Annotated in this window: 14 protein-coding genes and 1 pseudogene; 7 read left to right on the forward strand and 8 right to left on the reverse strand. The window is 53.6% G+C overall.

Annotation, left to right across the window (positions count from 1 at the left end):
• Positions 1 to 626 precede the first annotated feature (626 nt).
• Positions 627 to 851, forward strand: a pseudogene (locus tag V6E55_RS20520) (hypothetical protein); the annotation flags it as partial.
• Positions 812 to 1,189 carry a hypothetical protein gene (locus tag V6E55_RS20525; RefSeq protein ID WP_332637323.1) on the forward strand — a complete coding sequence of 126 codons (378 nt, stop codon included), beginning with the start codon at positions 812 to 814 and terminating at the stop codon, positions 1,187 to 1,189. The pseudogene V6E55_RS20520 and the gene V6E55_RS20525, both read left to right, overlap by 40 nt.
• A 93-nt stretch (positions 1,190 to 1,282) precedes the next feature.
• Here V6E55_RS20525 and glyS read toward each other — a convergent pair whose 3' ends face one another.
• The 3 genes from glyS to V6E55_RS20540 form a co-directional block, all read right to left on the reverse strand.
• On the reverse strand, positions 1,283 to 3,352 hold the full coding sequence (gene glyS, locus V6E55_RS20530) for a glycine--tRNA ligase subunit beta (RefSeq protein ID WP_129996935.1): 2,070 nt from the start codon (positions 3,350 to 3,352) through the stop codon (positions 1,283 to 1,285).
• 9 nt (positions 3,353 to 3,361) lie between these two features.
• On the reverse strand, positions 3,362 to 4,273 hold the full coding sequence (gene glyQ, locus V6E55_RS20535) for a glycine--tRNA ligase subunit alpha (RefSeq protein ID WP_003860141.1): 912 nt from the start codon (positions 4,271 to 4,273) through the stop codon (positions 3,362 to 3,364).
• 160 nt (positions 4,274 to 4,433) lie between these two features.
• Positions 4,434 to 4,739: a YsaB family lipoprotein gene (locus V6E55_RS20540; RefSeq protein WP_316943776.1), complete on the reverse strand. Its 306-nt coding sequence runs from the start codon at positions 4,737 to 4,739 to the stop codon at positions 4,434 to 4,436.
• A 183-nt stretch (positions 4,740 to 4,922) separates the two neighbouring features.
• On the opposite strand from V6E55_RS20540, the gene V6E55_RS20545 reads away from it, so the two are divergent.
• Positions 4,923 to 5,918, forward strand: a complete 996-nt coding sequence (locus V6E55_RS20545) for an acyltransferase (RefSeq protein ID WP_316943777.1) — start codon at positions 4,923 to 4,925, stop codon at positions 5,916 to 5,918.
• Here V6E55_RS20545 and V6E55_RS20550 read toward each other — a convergent pair.
• From V6E55_RS20550 to xylA, 4 genes are all read right to left on the reverse strand, one after another.
• Positions 5,911 to 6,831: a GlxA family transcriptional regulator gene (locus V6E55_RS20550; RefSeq protein ID WP_316943778.1), complete on the reverse strand. Its 921-nt coding sequence runs from the start codon at positions 6,829 to 6,831 to the stop codon at positions 5,911 to 5,913. The two genes, V6E55_RS20545 and V6E55_RS20550, sit on opposite strands and share 8 nt — an antisense overlap.
• Positions 6,831 to 7,370: an isochorismatase family protein gene (locus V6E55_RS20555; protein ID WP_316943779.1), complete on the reverse strand. Its 540-nt coding sequence runs from the start codon at positions 7,368 to 7,370 to the stop codon at positions 6,831 to 6,833. Before V6E55_RS20555 ends, V6E55_RS20550 begins: the two co-directional genes overlap by 1 nt.
• Positions 7,371 to 7,473: 103 nt before the next feature.
• Positions 7,474 to 8,928 carry a xylulokinase gene (gene xylB / locus V6E55_RS20560; protein ID WP_114978930.1) on the reverse strand — a complete coding sequence of 485 codons (1,455 nt, stop codon included), beginning with the start codon at positions 8,926 to 8,928 and terminating at the stop codon, positions 7,474 to 7,476.
• Positions 8,929 to 8,988: 60 nt separating this feature from the next.
• Entirely contained in the window at positions 8,989 to 10,311 is a 1,323-nt protein-coding gene (gene xylA, locus V6E55_RS20565; protein WP_014830210.1) for a xylose isomerase, read from the reverse strand.
• A gap of 372 nt (positions 10,312 to 10,683) precedes the next feature.
• Between xylA and xylF the strand changes: the two genes are divergently transcribed.
• The 4 genes from xylF to xylR all read left to right on the forward strand — a co-directional run bounded on the left by xylF (position 10,684) and on the right by xylR (position 15,661).
• Positions 10,684 to 11,676, forward strand: coding sequence for a D-xylose ABC transporter substrate-binding protein (xylF, locus tag V6E55_RS20570; protein WP_114979056.1), 993 nt, complete (start codon positions 10,684 to 10,686; stop codon positions 11,674 to 11,676).
• A gap of 72 nt (positions 11,677 to 11,748) precedes the next feature.
• Positions 11,749 to 13,290: a xylose ABC transporter ATP-binding protein gene (locus tag V6E55_RS20575; RefSeq protein ID WP_316943780.1), complete on the forward strand. Its 1,542-nt coding sequence runs from the start codon at positions 11,749 to 11,751 to the stop codon at positions 13,288 to 13,290.
• Positions 13,268 to 14,449, forward strand: a complete 1,182-nt coding sequence (xylH, locus tag V6E55_RS20580) for a xylose ABC transporter permease XylH (RefSeq protein WP_114978933.1) — start codon at positions 13,268 to 13,270, stop codon at positions 14,447 to 14,449. Before V6E55_RS20575 ends, xylH begins: the two co-directional genes overlap by 23 nt.
• Before the next feature lie 33 nt (positions 14,450 to 14,482).
• Positions 14,483 to 15,661 (forward strand): D-xylose utilization transcriptional activator XylR, encoded by a 1,179-nt coding sequence (gene xylR / locus V6E55_RS20585; RefSeq protein WP_114978934.1) that lies wholly within the window; start codon positions 14,483 to 14,485, stop codon positions 15,659 to 15,661.
• A gap of 39 nt (positions 15,662 to 15,700) precedes the next feature.
• Here xylR and V6E55_RS20590 read toward each other — a convergent pair whose 3' ends face one another.
• The gene (locus V6E55_RS20590; protein ID WP_032666887.1) at positions 15,701 to 16,525 is read right to left on the reverse strand and encodes a protein bax; all 825 of its coding nucleotides are present in this window, start codon (positions 16,523 to 16,525) and stop codon (positions 15,701 to 15,703) included.
• Between the last annotated feature and the right edge of the window lie 281 nt (positions 16,526 to 16,806).

A 16,806-nucleotide genomic window follows, 5' to 3' on the forward strand; every position in this document is an offset into this window, starting at 1 on the left:
TAACGGGTTCTTATGCCTTAGTTGTAAGTGTCTACCATGTCCCCGAACAAGTGTTCACCATGTCCCCGGACTGTACATTGGGAGAGGGCTGGGGTGAGGGGGAACATACGGCTGTGGAGGTTATTCCGTTCACTTTATGTTCCTTGCTACTCTGTAACGACAATACCTGTGAACGTGCCAGGGTGGCTCAGTCGCCACCACCCTGGCGACCCGGGCTCCCGGCGGTAAATCGCCGCTACGCGGTAACTTCGGCTTATTCCTTTCGGCTTATCGGGGACGGGCGGAGGTAACATCCCTGTAAAGCCCGCCCTCTCGGCGCATCCATGCGCCTCGCCCCGGCCTACAGGAAACGCCTCAGCGATTTACAGCCGGACCATGGCGTCGCTGTAAGACCTCTGCCCGCAGTATGCTTCTCATTGCGGTAATTTTGCGAGCCTCTTTCCAGAAATGGTAATATCCTCAGTGACATAGCTCAAATCTGTTGCCGCCTGTTTTGATGAGCAGTAAGTTCTCTTCGCACCTGCAAAATCAGGTGCCGGGTTTAGCATCCTGGCTTATCTTATCGGCGGCACATTTTGTGCAGCATGCTTTGCTACATCTCAATGGTGGGCTGAGCAGGGGCATCGAAAGATGCGCCGGTATCCGATAAGGCCGGTAATGCTAACTCTGTTCAGTCCACCACCAGCGAAATTAGCATTTCCCGTGGTGGAAGCTTTATCACTTATCGGAGGCTGCCAATATGGCTACTACCCCAACCCACGCTCATTCTTTATTCACTCTGCCCTTCAACCACGCGACCGACTTCACCGAACTGGCGGATAACTGCGAACGTTTTACCGACGCACTGGTAGATTGCGAAGAACCCGCTCCAAAAATGGCGCTTTACGGCAGACTCTATGCCTGTCTGAATCTTCTGCAACCCACGCTTCTGGATCCGGTTCCGGACGCTTTAAAAGCCAGCCTGACCGTGAAGGAACTCCCGTCACGCGTTCCAGCTTTCGAACCCGAATGCGATCAGTTGGGGCGCTACTGTCAGGAGATTACGCAGTTGCTGATGAACGGCTCACTGCCGCGACAATCTGAAATCGTGATGGAAGATTTGCTGTGCGAACTGGTCAGCTACTTTGCCGATACACTGAAGGCACCGCGCTGGCTGCAGACGGACGAAGGCACAGTCGCGATCGGCTAAACCTGCCGGATGACGCTGCGCTTATCCGGCCTACAAAAGCCCCATAAAAAAACCCGCCGAAGCGGGTTTTTAGCATTTGTAACAACGGGCACATTACTGCAGCAGCGAAATATCCGCCACGCGCAGGAACAGCTCACGCAGTTTTTCGAGCATTGAGAGACGGTTGATACGCAGTTCTTTATCTTCTACGTTCACCATCACTTTCTCGAAGAAGGCGTCGATCACGTCACGCAGTTCCGCCAGTTCTACCAGCGCTTCCTGGTAGCGACCTTCAGCGAAGAACGGCTCGAGCTTGTCACGCAGCACCACAACCTGCATTGCCAGAGCGATCTCTTCCGGCTCTTTCAGGGTCGCGGCGTTCACGCGCTCGTTCAGCGTTTCATCAGACTTCGCCAGAATGTTGGATACACGCTTGTTGGCCGCCGCCAGGGCTGATGCCGCCTCCAGCGTACGGAAGTGGGAAACCGCCTTCATACGTGCATCGAAATCTGCCGGACGAGTTGGACGACGCGCCAGTACAGCCTGAATGGTATCGACGGTGTAGCCTTCGTCCTGATACCAGGCGCGGAAACGACCGAGCATAAAGTCGATCACATCATCCACGACTTTCGCGTTGGTCAGCTTGTCACCATACAGACGCACCGCTTCTTCGGTCAGGGTCTGCAGATCCAGGTTCAGGTTCTTCTCAACGATGATACGCAGCACGCCCAGCGCAGCACGACGCAGCGCGAACGGGTCTTTATCGCCTTTCGGATGCTGACCAATGCCGAAGATACCCGCCAGGGTGTCCATCTTATCGGCAATCGCGACAGCGCAAGCCACCGGATTAGATGGCAGTTCGTCACCCGCAAAGCGCGGCTGATACTGCTCGTTCAGGGCAACCGCCACATCTTCCGCTTCGCCATCGTGACGCGCGTAGTGCATCCCCATCACACCCTGGGTGTCGGTAAATTCGAACACCATGTTGGTCATCAGGTCACACTTGGACAGCAGGCCAGCACGAGTGGCGTGGTTTACGTCCGCACCAATTTCACGTGCGATCCAGCCAGAAAGCTCCGCGATACGGTCAGTTTTGTCACGCAGCGTACCCAACTGTTGCTGGAACAGCACGGTTTGCAGGCGCGGCAGATTGTCTTCCAGACGCTTTTTACGGTCGGTGTTGAAGAAGAACTCCGCATCCGCCAGACGTGGACGAACCACTTTTTCGTTACCAGAGATAATCTGGATCGGATCTTTGGATTCGATATTGGCAACGAAGATGAAGTTTGGCAGCAGTTTGCCGTCGTTGGCATAAACCGGGAAGTACTTCTGGTCACCCTTCATGGTGTACACCAGTGCTTCAGCCGGAACAGCCAGGAATTTTTCTTCAAACTTCGCGGTCAGTACAACCGGCCATTCTACCAGTGAGGTCACTTCTTCCAGCAGACTGTCGCTCAGATCGGCATTACCGCCAATCTTGCGTGCCGCCTCTTCTGCGTCCGCTTTGATTTTTGCTTTACGCTGTTCGTAGTCAGCAATGACTTTACCGCGTTCCAGCAGGATCTCTGGGTACTGATCGGCGTTGTCGATGGTGAATTCAGGCTCGCCCATAAAGCGGTGGCCACGGATCACACGGTCGGACGCTACACCCAGAATGGTGGCAGGAATAACAGTATCGCCCAGCAGCAGGGTCACTGTGTGCACCGGACGCACGAAGTGTACGTCAGACGCGCCCCAGCGCATCAGCTTAGGAATTGGCAGCTTAGCCAGTGAGGTCGCGATCATGTCCGGCAGCAGCGCTTCCGCGCTTTCGCCTTTCACATGTGCACGATACAGCAGCCACTCGCCTTTATCGGTGGTCAGACGCTCAGCCTGATCAACGGTGATACCGCAACCACGTGCCCAGCCTTCAGCCGCTTTACTCGGTTTACCTTCGGCGTCAAACGCCTGGGCAATTGCCGGGCCACGTTTTTCGACTTCGCGATCCGGCTGAGACGCCGCCAGATTTGCCACTTTCAGCGCCAGACGACGCGGTGCAGCAAACCATTCAATTTTACCGTGTGCCAGGCCAGCGTTATCCAGCTCGGCGGTCACGTTCGCAGCAAAAGATTCAGCCAGGCTGCGCAGGGCTTTTGGTGGCAGCTCTTCAGTGCCGATTTCCACCAGGAAAGTTTTCTCAGACATGGCCGCCTCTTATTTGTTTCGATTGCACATCGGGAAGCCAAGGGCTTCACGGGACGCATAGTAAGCTTCTGCAACGGCTTTGGTCAGGGTACGAATACGCAGAATGTAGCGCTGACGTTCAGTCACGGAGATGGCTTTGCGGGCGTCCAGCAGGTTGAAGCTGTGGGCGGCCTTCAGAATACGCTCGTAAGCAGGCAGCGGCAGCGGAGTCTCCAGCGCCAGCAGCTGCTGCGCTTCTTTCTCGTACTGCTCGAAGCAGGTGAACAGGAAGTCCACATCCGCGTATTCGAAGTTATAGGTGGATTGCTCCACTTCGTTCTGATGGAACACGTCGCCGTAGGTGGTTTTACCCAGCGGGCCGTCGCTCCAGACCAGGTCGTAAACGCTGTCTACGCCCTGAATATACATGGCCAGACGTTCCAGACCGTAAGTGATTTCACCGGTGATCGGCTTACATTCCAGACCACCAACCTGCTGGAAGTAAGTGAACTGGGTCACTTCCATACCGTTCAGCCACACTTCCCAACCCAGACCCCAGGCACCCAGCGTTGGGTTTTCCCAGTTGTCTTCCACGAAACGAATGTCGTGAATGGTTGGATCCATACCCAGCTCTTTCAGTGACCCGAGGTACAGTTCCTGAATATTGTCTGGTGATGGCTTAATCACCACCTGGAACTGATAGTAATGCTGCAGACGGTTCGGGTTCTCACCGTAGCGACCATCGGTCGGACGACGGGAAGGCTGCACATACGCGGTCGCCATTGGCTCTGGCCCCAACGCGCGTAGGCTGGTCATCGGGTGTGAAGTGCCTGCGCCGACTTCCATGTCCAAAGGTTGAACAATGGTACAGCCCTGACGAGCCCAGTAATCCTGTAAGGTCAGGATCAGGCCCTGGAAGGTCTTGGTATCAAACTTTTGCATAGTATTTCGTGCTGGATACGTGTGGTTTTAAATGGAAGGGACCAGTATACCCGCTGGCTGCAAGATATACAGTATGAAACGGGTTTGTTTAGGGAAAATTGGGAAATAAGACGTCCAGCCAGAGCGCTGATGGCGTCTGGCTGTTGATTATACGAGCAGGCTAACGCATGGAGAGGTGTAAAAACTGGCCGTCCGCATCAAATGAGCAGATAAAGCCTTCTTTACGGGATGTATACCCCCTCAGCTCGTAACTTCCCTGAAAGCGCTCAAACCCGGTGACATCAATTTGCTGAACGTCCGAGTTATAGCGCCGGGCCGCCTGCCCCTTACAGAGCTGTTCCATATTCAGCGAACGTTCCGGGCTTATTTTCCCCTGCTGCGCTTTTTGCACGGGGGCTTCCTGTGGCGCACTGCATCCTGCCAGCATGAACAGCAGAAAGAGTGACGCCACACGCTTCATCATCATTTTTATTACCGCCCTGGTCAGTGGCTGTTATTTTTAGTATCAAAGCTTTTATAGATTATGGTCCGGCATTCTGCGAATCTCGCGGCCTCCCTACAAGTCTGCTGAATAAAACTCAGAATTTTCCAGACGAAGACTTTTGGACAATGGTAGTCACACTCAATTTACAGGGAAAACGAGGAACTGATGCAGTCAAAAATTAACTGGATTGATAACCTGAGAGGAATCGCGTGTCTGATGGTCGTCATGATCCACACGACGACCTGGTATGTCACGAATGCCCACAGCATCAGCCCCGTTAACTGGGATATCGCCAATATTCTCAACTCTGCGTCACGCGTCAGTGTGCCGCTGTTTTTTATGATTTCCGGCTTTCTCTTTTTTGGCGAGCGCAGCGCGCAACCGAAGCACTTCATCCGCATCGCTGCCTGTCTGGGGTTCTACAGCGCCGTTGCCTTGCTCTATATCACCCTGTTCACTTCCATTAATGCCGGGTTATCGCTGAAATACGTGCTGCAAAAACCGGTGTTCTACCACCTGTGGTTCTTCTTCGCCATAATCGTTATCTATCTGGTCTCTCCGCTCATTCAGGTGAAAAACGTCAGCGGCAAAATGCTTCTGGCTCTGATGGTGGTGATTGGCATTATCGCGAACCCGAATACAGTCTCGCAGAAAATCGACGGATTTGAGTGGTTACCGGTCAACCTCTATATCAGCGGCGATACTTTTTACTACGTGCTGTACGGCATGCTGGGGCGCGCTATCGGCATGATGAACACGCAAAAACGCGGTCTGAACTGGCTATGTGGGGCGTTGTTTGTCACTGGCGTCATCGTTATTTCGCGCGGGACGCTGCATGAGTTGCAGTGGCGTGGCAATTTTGCCGATACCTGGTACCTGTATTGCGGACCAATGGTCTTTATCTGTGCCGTATCGCTCCTCACGCTAGCCAAAAATACCCTGAATACACGTCCCCTGCCCTTGCTAAGCGTTATCTCGCGGCATTCTCTGGGGATTTATGGTTTTCACGCGCTTATCATCCACGCGCTACGGACGAGGGGCGTTGAGCTGAAAAGCTGGCCGGTGCTGGATATTATCTGGATTTTTGTCGCCACGCTGGTTGTCAGCCTGCTGCTGTCGATGCTGCTGCAAAAAATAGACACGCGGCGTTTCGTTAGTTAGCCCCTCGCTGTCGGGCACGATGGTACTGGCGCGGAGAGGAAAACCCTGCCGCCAGTGAAGCCTGCTCCACACCGCGCCCCTGCAACAACCACTGCTCCGCCACCGCCAGACGCAACTGCTCCAGATAATCGCGAACGCTAATCCCTAAATGCGACTGAAAAAGCCGGGTTAGATGACGTGGGCTGACATGCGCCACGGCGGCGATCTCAGGCAAATTCCATGTTTTTTGCGGCTCGGCGGTGAGTGCATCCTGTGCACGATGGATGGCCGGATGAAGATGATTGCGGTAGCGCAACCACGGGGATAACTGGGGGTCATCTCCGGAACGGCGGAACCAGACCACCATCTCACGTGCCACGGCCAGCGCCTTTTCCGGGCCGCACAGGCGGTTAATCATATGCAACGCCAGATCGATGCCAGAGGTGATCCCTGCGCTGGTCCAGATATTCTCATCCTGCACAAATATCCGGTTTTCTTTAATCGTCGCCGTGGGAGCCGCAGTGCGTAAACGGTTAATAACATCATGATGGGTTGTACACTGACGGTGATTCAGCAGGCCTGATTTTGCTGCCAGCAACGCCCCTGAACAGACGCACATCACGGTAATATCCTGGCGTTGGATCTGCGGCTGCAGGCGCATCAACCAGTGCTGGATCTGCTGCGCCTGCGGCGTTGAAAATTGACAGCGGGAGTCGCTCACTCCCGGCAGGACCAGCAGGCTGCCTGGAGGCAGGCTTTCCGGCAAGGGCTGAATGCCACTCATCGTCAGACCTATCGACGTCGGCACCTCCGGTTGCGGACCAATGTAATGCAGGTGAAACGCGTCGCCTGCCAGCACAAAGGTCTCCGCTGGTCCCGTCATATCTAATGACAGCACCCCGGGCAACATCACGAACCAGACGTCGATGTGCATTACAATGACTCCAGCGTCTCCGCTACTGTTTTAATCTCGGCAAAACGCCCGGACAGCACCGTCTCAGTACGATGACGAATTTCCGCTGCGCTAAGGGTAATTCCCTTGTAGGTCATTGGAAATGTAAGCATTGCCTCGCTAACAAAGGTCACAGCATAACCCAGATCGGATGCCACGCGTGCAGTGGTTTCACAGCATTGTTCAGTGCGAATGCCGCAGATAATAAGCTGGTTGATATCACGCTCGCGCAACCAGCGGTCAAGCCCGGTATCTGTGAAGGCATTATGGACATGTTTCTGGAAAACCACATCAGGTTGATGACGTAAAAAGGCCATCGGTTTGACATAGCCGCTCTGTAGGGTGAAAGGGCCATCTTCATCGACATGAAAGATATCAACGACCGGAATATTGCGTGCCTGGCAGCCTTCAATCAGCCCCAGCATCGCCTGCTGAAAGGCAGGAATGTCGTCCTCCTGCCAGTAATTACGATGATGGAATGACTGCTGCGTATCAATGTTGAGTAAGGCAATGCGTGACATGAGAGATCTCCTCGCCAGTGGGTGTATTACCATACTGGCAAGGAAAGTAAGGCACGCACAGACCAAAAAAGGACATCCTCGTGCCTCTGTCGGACAAGCGAATTTACGACATCAGCGGCAGCAACTGCTGATAGATTTTGCGGAACACGTCGCGCCTTTCCGCGTACCGCGCATGGCGCACCGCATCAGGCAGATGCGCCTGTTCAAGCGTAAGCTGTGGTAACAGTTGCGAAAGCGGTTGTTCCGGATGAATGGCTATCTGCGCCAGACGCGCGGCACCAAGCGCGGGGCCGACATCACCACCGGTGCGAAAATCCAGCTGCAATCCACTGATATCCGCCAGCATCTGTCGCCAGTAAGGGCTTCGCGCACCGCCGCCAATCAGGGTGACGCTCGTCGGTTTCAGGCCGCAGTCATGCACCACGTCCATTCCGTCAGCCAGCGCATAACCCACGCCTTCCAGAACCGCACGCGCCAGTTCTGCCGGGCCATGCTGATGGGTTAAGCCAAAGAACACCCCTTTCGCTTCCGGGTTGTTGTGCGGCGTACGCTCGCCGGAAAGATACGGTAAAAACCAGACGGTACCCGCAGCGTCATCCGCCTGCTGAGCTGCAGAAATGAGTGCCGGAACGTCAGCCATGCCGGTCAACTTCGCCGCCCAGTCCAGGCAAGACGCCGCACTGAGCATGACCGACATCAAATGCCATTTCCCCGGAAGGGCATGACAGAAGCTGTGTACCGCACTTTCAGGATTGCTGCGATATCCGTCGCTGACGGCAAAATAGACGCCGGAGGTTCCCAGCGACAGCATCGCCTGCCCCGCTTCAACCATGCCGACACCGACAGCGCCAGCCGCGTTATCACCGCCACCGGCCACCACCGGTACGGCAGGCATATTCCAGCGTTCAGCAACGGTGGGCAGCAGTGTGCCTGTCACCTCACAACCTTCATACAGCGCAGGCATATGTTCACGGGTCAGATGGCAGGCATCCAGCATCGTCTCGCTCCAGTCGCGTTTCGCCACGTCGAGCCACATGGTGCCGGCGGCATCGGACATATCGCTGGCGAAATCGCCCGTCATGCGAAAACGCAGATAGTCTTTCGGCAGCAGGACTTTCGCCACCTGACGGAAAATCTCAGGTTCATGACGCTGTACCCACAGTAATTTGGGCGCAGTAAAACCAGGCATCATCAGGTTGCCGGTAATCTCACGAGAGTCAGGAACACTCGCCTCAAGAAGCGCACACTCTTCTGCACAGCGGCCATCGTTCCAGAGGATCGCAGGACGAAGCACACGATGCTGGCTATCGAGCAGCGTAGCGCCGTGCATTTGTCCGGCAATCCCCAGCGCTTTCACGTCACGAAGACTGTGTTGCTCACCTAAGGCTTTGATTGCGCGATCCGTCGCCTGCCACCACTGCTCCGGATCCTGTTCCGACCACAGCGGATGCGGACGTGAAACCTGCAGCGTTTCCGTCTGCGTTGCTAACACGTCGCCCTGCTCGCTTAACAGGATGGCTTTCACACCCGATGTGCCAAGATCGATCCCGATGTACATATAGTGGATTCCTTAAGTGAAAATGCCCGGTGGCGCTGTGCTTACCGGGCCTGGATGCTGTTATTTATCGAACAGGTAGTGATTGACCAGATTTTCCAGCAACTCCTGGTGTCCACTCTGGTGCTGCGGTGCCAGTTGATGTTGTTCAGCGTACTTCGCGATTTCCGCAAGTGATAACTGGCCTTTCAAAATTTGCTGACCCAGCTCACTGTTCCAGCCGCTGTAACGCTTCGCCACGCGTTTATCCAGTTCACCGTCTTCAATCATACGAGCGGCCACTTTCAGCGCCAGTGCCATCGTGTCCATCGCGCCAATGTGGCCATAGAACAGATCGTATTTATCGGTACTCTGACGACGCACTTTGGCGTCAAAGTTCAGGCCCCCCGTGGTGAAACCACCCGCTTTGATGATTTCATACATCACCAGCGCATTCTCTTCCACGCTGTTCGGGAACTGGTCTGTATCCCAGCCCAGCTGTGCATCGCCCCGGTTAGCATCGACAGAACCGAAGATACCCAGCGCAATAGCAGAGGCAATCTCGTGATGGAAAGAGTGACCCGCCAGGGTGGCATGGTTGGCTTCAATGTTAACTTTAATCTCTTTTTCCAGGCCGAACTGCTTCAGGAAGCCGTACACGGTCGCCACATCGTAGTCATACTGGTGCTTCGTCGGTTCCTGCGGTTTTGGCTCAATCAGCAGCGTGCCGCGGAAACCGATTTTGTGCTTATGCTCGACAACCATCTGCATAAAGCGGCCAATCTGCTCGCGTTCCTGGCGCAGATCGGTGTTGAGCAGGGTTTCATAGCCTTCACGACCGCCCCACAGAACATAGTTCTCACCACCCAACTGATGCGTGGCGTTCATTGCCGTCACAACCTGCGTAGCCGCCCAGCTAAACACTTCCGGATCCGGATTGGTTGCCGCGCCCGCACCATAGCGTGGATTGGTGAAGCAGTTTGCGGTGCCCCACAGTAGCTTCACACCGCTTTGCTGCTGTTTCGCCGCCAGCACATCCACCATCTGCGCAAAATTGTTCAGATACTCTTTCAGCGACGCGCCTTCCGGCGACACGTCCACGTCATGGAAGCAGTAGTACGGCACGTTTAGCTTGTGGAAGAATTCAAATGCCACATCGGCTTTGCGCTTCGCCAGCTCGATGGCCTCACCAGGCTGCTGCCACGGGCGGTCAAAGGAACCCACACCGAACATATCGGCGCCATTCCAGCAGAAGGTATGCCAGTAACAGGCGGCAAAGCGCAGATGATCCTCCATGCGCTTACCCAGTACCAGCTCATCCGGGTTGTAGTGACGAAATGCTAAAGGATTGGTCGTTTTTGGGCCTTCGTAACGAACACGATCGAGTTGGTCGAAATAAGCTTGCATATTGAGCTCCATAATCAGGGGTATGCGGTGAGTCATAGATACAGGAGTAATAGTGAATAGACATTCTGGGTTGCTCAATTACGTTATTTCACACTGCTATTGAGAGAATGCACAACTGTGCACTGGCTCGCAAAATAATGCGCAAGCAAACTATTTTTCGGTGTGCATTCCAGAATCAAATGCAATTAAGACGTTACGTATTTTAAAATCCGATCGCGGTCATAAATTCAGAAATAAACCAAATATCATAATGAGAAGATAAAAATCTGTAATTGCCAGCCCGCCTTTCCCCGTTAAGAATTTGCTGCGTCTCAGTAGTGAATGTTTCTTTTATCTCAGCAACACATACCCCTACAAAAAGGCCTAATAATTATGAAGATAAAGAACCTGACCCTTACTCTATGCACAACGCTCCTCCTGGCCAGTTTTACCGGACATGCAAAGGAGGTGAAAATCGGTATGGCGATTGACGATCTGCGTCTGGAGCGCTGGCAAAAAGATCGCGATATTTTTGTTAAAAAAGCAGAATCACTCGGTGCAAGCGTGTTTGTTCAGTCGGCTAACGGCAATGAAGAAACGCAAATGTCGCAAATTGAGAATATGATCAACCGTGGCGTTGATGTCCTGGTCATTATCCCCTATAACGGCCAGGTATTAAGTAACGTGGTGAAAGAAGCTAAACAAGAAGGCATAAAAGTCCTGGCTTATGACCGTATGATTAATAATGCGGACATTGATTATTATATTTCTTTCGACAATGAAAAAGTCGGTGAATTACAAGCGCAAAGCCTGATCGACAAGGTACCTCAGGGCAATTATTTCCTGATGGGCGGTTCTCCGGTGGATAACAACGCGAAACTGTTCCGCGAAGGGCAAATGAAAGTCCTTAAGCCGTACATCGACAATGGGAAAATCAAAGTAGTTGGCGATCAATGGGCCGACGGCTGGCTGCCAGAAAACGCGCTGAAAATTATGGAAAACGCACTGACCGCCAACAATAACAAAATTGATGCGGTTGTGGCCTCCAACGATGCCACCGCAGGCGGTGCTATCCAGGCACTGAGTGCCCAGGGGCTGGCCGGTAAAGTCGCGATATCGGGCCAGGATGCCGATCTGGCCGGTGTAAAACGTATTATCGCAGGCACCCAAACCATGACGGTCTACAAACCCATTACCCAGCTTGCCAATACAGCTGCGGAAATCGCCGTAGAACTGGGTAATGGTAAGCAGCCTAAAGCAGACGCGACGCTGAATAACGGGCTGAAAGATGTTCCGGCTCGCCTGCTCACACCCATTGAAGTCAATAAAGAGAACATTGATGCCACTGTCATTAAAGACGGTTTCCACAAGAAGAGCGAACTGTAATCCGGCGCAGCCCCTGCTCTGCAGGGGCGCATCACGTTGTACTGTTCTTCCCTCGGGTTACGTGGAGCAGTTATGTCTTATTTACTTGAAATGAAAAGCATCACTAAGCGCTTCGGTACGGTGAAAGCCGTCGACAACGTGAGTCTCCGGCTGAACCCCGGCGAAGTAGTTTCGCTGTGTGGTGAAAACGGTTCGGGCAAATCAACATTGATGAAAGTGTTGTGCGGAATCTACCCGTACGGCAGCTACGAAGGTGAAATTGTCTTTGCCGGTGAAGTCATCCAGGCGACACACATTCGCGATACCGAACGTAAAGGCATCGCCATCATCCACCAGGAACTGGCACTGGTGAAGCATCTCACCGTGCTGGAGAACATTTTCCTTGGGGCTGAGATTTCCCGCCACGGCGTGCTGGACTACGACACCATGACGCTGCGCTGTGAAAAGCTGCTGGCGCAGGTGAGCCTCAGCATTTCACCAAATACTCGCGTGGGCGATCTTGGCCTGGGGCAGCAGCAGTTGGTCGAAATAGCGAAAGCACTGAATAAACAGGTCAGGCTGCTGATCCTTGATGAACCAACGGCGTCGCTCACCGAACAGGAAACGGCGGTACTGCTCGATATCATCCGCGATCTGCAAAACCACGGTATCGCCTGCATCTACATTTCGCACAAGCTGAATGAGGTCAAAGCCATTTCTGACACCATCTGCGTGATCCGCGACGGGCAACACATCGGCACGCGCGAAGCGGCTGGCATGAGTGAAGATGACATCATCACCATGATGGTGGGACGCGAGCTGACGGCGCTCTATCCGAGTGAGCCTCACACAAGAGGTGATGAAGTGTTACGGGTGGAGAACCTGACCGCGTGGCACCCCGTTAACCGTCACATCAAGCGGGTGAATAACATCTCGTTTTCACTTCATAGCGGCGAAATCCTCGGTATTGCGGGTCTCGTCGGTGCCGGTCGCACCGAAGCCGTACAGTGTCTGTTTGGCGTGTGGCCAGGACGTTGGGAGGGCACTATTTATATCGACGGTCAGCCGGTGAAAATCGACAACTGTCAACAGGCCATTGCCCGTGGCATTGCCATGGTGCCGGAAGACCGCAAAAAAGACGGTATCGTACCGGTCATGGCAGTGGGTAAAAACATCACCCTTGCAGCTCTTGATCAGTTCTCCGGTGCCCTGAGCAGCCTGGATGATGCCGCTGAGCAGCAGTGTATTCTCCAGTCGCTCGCCCGACTGAAGGTAAAAACATCCTCTCCGGAACTGGCGATTGGTCGTCTGAGCGGGGGCAACCAGCAGAAAGCAATTCTGGCGCGCTGCCTGCTTCTCAATCCACGCATATTAATCCTTGATGAGCCAACGCGCGGGATTGATATCGGTGCCAAATATGAAATCTACAAACTGATTAATCAGCTTGTACAGCAAGGGATTGCCGTCATTGTCATCTCGTCTGAATTACCCGAAGTGCTCGGTCTGAGTGACCGCGTGCTGGTGATGCACGAGGGAAAACTGAAAGCCAACCTGATTAACCAGAACCTGACGCAGGAGCAGGTGATGGAAGCCGCTTTAAGGAGCGAACGTCATGTCGAAAAGCAATCCGTCTGATATCAAAGTCGCGGTTCCGACGCCCGGATCATTTGCGGGGCTAAAAGCGCTGAATCTGCAAGTTTTCGTGATGATCGCGGCGATTATCGTCATCATGTTGTTCTTCACGTGGATGACGGATGGGTCGTACTTAAGTGCGCGTAACGTCTCTAACCTGCTGCGTCAGACGGCCATCACTGGCATTCTGGCTGTGGGCATGGTGTTCGTGATTATCTCAGCGGAGATCGATCTGTCAGTAGGTTCGATGATGGGGTTGCTCGGAGGCGTGGCGGCAATTTTTGACGTCTGGCTTGGCTGGCCGCTGCCATTGACCGTTGCGGTGACGCTGGTGCTGGGACTTGTGCTCGGTGCCTGGAACGGCTGGTGGGTTGCCTACCGTAAAGTCCCGTCGTTCATTGTCACTCTGGCAGGGATGCTGGCCTTCCGTGGGGTCTTAATCGGCATTACCAACGGCACCACCGTCTCCCCCACCAGCGCGGCGATGTCGCAGATTGGTCAGAGTTACCTCTCCGATAGCGTGGGCTTTACGATTGGCGTGGTAGGTTTGCTGGCGTTTGTCGCGTGGCAGTGGCGTGGCCGCATGCGCCGTCAGGCGCTGGGGCTGGCTTCTCCTGCATCAACGTCCGTGGTGGGGCGTCAGGCCCTTACGGCGGTTATTGTGCTGGGTGCAATCTGGCTTCTGAATGACTATCGCGGTGTCCCGACACCTGTATTGCTGCTGGCACTGTTACTGCTGGGTGGCATGTTTATGGCCACGCGTACCGCGTTTGGCCGCCGTATTTACGCCATCGGCGGCAATCTTGAAGCGGCCCGCCTCTCAGGGATCAATGTCGAGCGAACCAAACTCGCGGTCTTCGCCATTAACGGTCTGATGGTTGCTATCGCCGGGTTGATTCTCAGCTCACGTCTGGGGGCTGGTTCTCCCTCCGCCGGTAACATCGCAGAACTGGATGCTATCGCCGCCTGCGTCATTGGTGGTACCAGCCTCGCAGGTGGTATCGGTAGCGTGGCGGGGGCCGTGATGGGCGCATTTATTATGGCTTCGCTGGATAACGGGATGAGTATGATGGACGTCCCGACGTTTTGGCAGTATATCGTCAAGGGAGCCATTCTTTTACTCGCCGTCTGGATGGACTCGGCAACCAAACGACGGGCCTGATAACAGTATTATGACTTAATTGGGAAGAGAGCCATGTTCGAAAAGCGTCACCGCATTACGTTGTTATTCAATGCCAACAAAGCCTACGACCGTCAGGTTGTTGAAGGGGTTGGTGAATATTTGCAGGCGTCGCAATCCGAATGGGATATCTTTATTGAGGAAGATTTTCGTACCCGTCTGGAGAACATCAAAGACTGGCTGGGCGATGGCGTTATCGCCGACTATGACGATCCCGTCATTGAGCAACTACTGACAGACGTCGACGTCCCGATAGTGGGCGTCGGCGGCTCTTACCATTCCCCCGAACACTATCCGCCGGTTCACTATATTGCCACCGATAACCATGCCCTGGTCGAGGCTGCGTTTCTCCATTTAAAAGAGAAAGGTGTCCATCGCTTCGCGTTTTATGGCTTACCCGCCACCAGCGGCAAGCGCTGGGCCGCTGAGCGTGAACACGCGTTTTGCCAGTTGGTCGCGCAGGAGAAGTATCGTGGCGTAGTGTATCAGGGGCTGGAAACCGCCCCTGAAAACTGGCAGCACGCGCAAAACCGTCTGGCTGACTGGCTGCAAACGCTGCCACCGCAAACCGGGATTATTGCCGTCACGGACGCCCGCGCACGCCACGTTTTGCAGGTCTGCGAACATTTGCACATCCCGGTGCCGGAAAAACTGTGTGTGATTGGCATTGATAACGAAGAACTTACCCGCTATCTGTCTCGCGTGGCACTTTCCTCCGTTGCACAAGGGACGCGTCAGATGGGCTATCAGGCAGCGAAGTTACTGCATCGCCTGCTGGATAAAGAATCCCTGTCGCTTCAGCGGTTGCTCGTACCTCCTGTCCGCGTCGTAGAACGCCGCTCAACCGACTATCGTTCCTTAAGCGACCCGGCCGTCATTCAGGCCATGCACTATATTCGCAACCACGCCTGCAAAGGGATTAAGGTCGATCAGGTGCTGGACTCTGTGGGTATTTCTCGTTCAAATCTGGAGAAGCGCTTCAAAGAAGAAGTGGGTGAAACCATTCATGCTGTCATCCATGCGGAGAAGCTGGAGAAAGCGCGCAGCCTGCTCATCTCCACATCACTGTCGATCAACGAAATCTCGCAGATGTGCGGCTACCCATCGCTGCAATATTTCTATTCAGTGTTTCGCAAAGAGTATGACACCACGCCAAAAGAGTACCGGGATCGCTACAGTGAGGTGCTGATATAGAAAAGAAAACGCCTTCCAGTGGAAGGCGTTTTTTTGAGATTACATATGGGCGGCGATTAAGCGCTGGTTATCCTGGTACATGGCGAACAGATAGTTGTTATAGCTCTGTCCCTTCGTCGAATAACCTTTCAGCTTGTGGATCATCGTCGTGGCCGTCACTTCCTGATCCGCTTTACGCAGCTGTGCGCGTGATTTACGGAACGATGAGTAGGCCGGATGCGTGTTCAGATTCACCACGTAGGCACTCACGGAATCCTTCACGGATTCAAACTGCGAATAGCCTTTCACCTTACCAGGTGCATTGTTACAACGACCTTTCACACATTTCATGCCGAAAAGGTTGTTGTTGCTACGCGCCAGCTTTGACGTGCCCCAGCCGCTTTCGGCTGCCGCCATGGTCGCAACCATGCTATTCGGGATGATATCCACACGCTCCAGCAGAGAATTCCACGGCACACGACGCGTGTTACCGTTCCAGCTCAGCTTGTAGCGCTTCGTGATATCTTTCAGACGCGCGCGTTCTGACGGCGACCAGCGGCTATCGTACTGTTTGGAAATCAGCCAGTTACGATCCGCAGTAATCGCGGCATTTTGACTCGTGATGTAAGGCATTACCGTCCGGAGAAACGCTTTTTTCCTTGGTGTTCCGGAAGGGTATTTTCGCAAATCAGGAAGTGAACTACTCTTTGCACTATTGCGAGAATACTCTTGTTTACTGCTAACCTTACTACTTGTCGTCTTTATAACGTGGGCTTTCTTACTCGTTGTATCCGTGTGCGTCTTCGCAAGCACCTCACCCGAAAATGCCGTGGTGAGTAACATGAGTATCGCAGCCCCATATCGTCGAATGGGAGTCGATATCATTAGGTCTCCTGGTCGGATGTAATCATCCTAACACCTTATTTTTTTCACAAATTTGAGAGCGGAATCTCAAATCATATCAAAAATAGACTTCAAGAGCACGTATAGAAATAGTCCAATTCCGAAACTATGTCATCTAAAACTTGCTCACAAAAACACCATTCCCGAAAAAATGTGTGCGGTATCGCAGATAACTGCTTAATTTTGCGCGAGATCACTCATCCTCTCGCGTCCTCCTGGCAGAAAGCGATAAGGGATGAGTTTTTACCCACAACCTGATGGCA

Origin of the sequence: Enterobacter sp. 342 (assembly GCF_036663495.1) — a bacterium.
Classification (GTDB): Bacteria; Pseudomonadota; Gammaproteobacteria; order Enterobacterales; family Enterobacteriaceae; genus Enterobacter.

What these genes read in the sequence shown, in the direction of transcription:
- glyS (WP_129996935.1), bottom strand. Translation starts at nt 3,352, where the DNA reads ATGTCTGAGAAAACTTTCCTGGTGGAAATCGGCACTGAAGAGCTGCCA.
- glyQ (WP_003860141.1), bottom strand. Translation starts at nt 4,273, where the DNA reads ATGCAAAAGTTTGATACCAAGACCTTCCAGGGCCTGATCCTGACCTTA.
- V6E55_RS20540 (WP_316943776.1), bottom strand. Translation starts at nt 4,739, where the DNA reads ATGATGATGAAGCGTGTGGCGTCACTCTTTCTGCTGTTCATGCTGGCA.
- V6E55_RS20545 (WP_316943777.1), top strand. Translation starts at nt 4,923, where the DNA reads ATGCAGTCAAAAATTAACTGGATTGATAACCTGAGAGGAATCGCGTGT.
- V6E55_RS20550 (WP_316943778.1), bottom strand. Translation starts at nt 6,831, where the DNA reads ATGCACATCGACGTCTGGTTCGTGATGTTGCCCGGGGTGCTGTCATTA.
- V6E55_RS20555 (WP_316943779.1), bottom strand. Translation starts at nt 7,370, where the DNA reads ATGTCACGCATTGCCTTACTCAACATTGATACGCAGCAGTCATTCCAT.
- xylB (WP_114978930.1), bottom strand. Translation starts at nt 8,928, where the DNA reads ATGTACATCGGGATCGATCTTGGCACATCGGGTGTGAAAGCCATCCTG.
- xylA (WP_014830210.1), bottom strand. Translation starts at nt 10,311, where the DNA reads ATGCAAGCTTATTTCGACCAACTCGATCGTGTTCGTTACGAAGGCCCA.
- xylF (WP_114979056.1), top strand. Translation starts at nt 10,684, where the DNA reads ATGAAGATAAAGAACCTGACCCTTACTCTATGCACAACGCTCCTCCTG.
- V6E55_RS20575 (WP_316943780.1), top strand. Translation starts at nt 11,749, where the DNA reads ATGTCTTATTTACTTGAAATGAAAAGCATCACTAAGCGCTTCGGTACG.
- xylH (WP_114978933.1), top strand. Translation starts at nt 13,268, where the DNA reads ATGTCGAAAAGCAATCCGTCTGATATCAAAGTCGCGGTTCCGACGCCC.
- xylR (WP_114978934.1), top strand. Translation starts at nt 14,483, where the DNA reads ATGTTCGAAAAGCGTCACCGCATTACGTTGTTATTCAATGCCAACAAA.
- V6E55_RS20590 (WP_032666887.1), bottom strand. Translation starts at nt 16,525, where the DNA reads ATGATATCGACTCCCATTCGACGATATGGGGCTGCGATACTCATGTTA.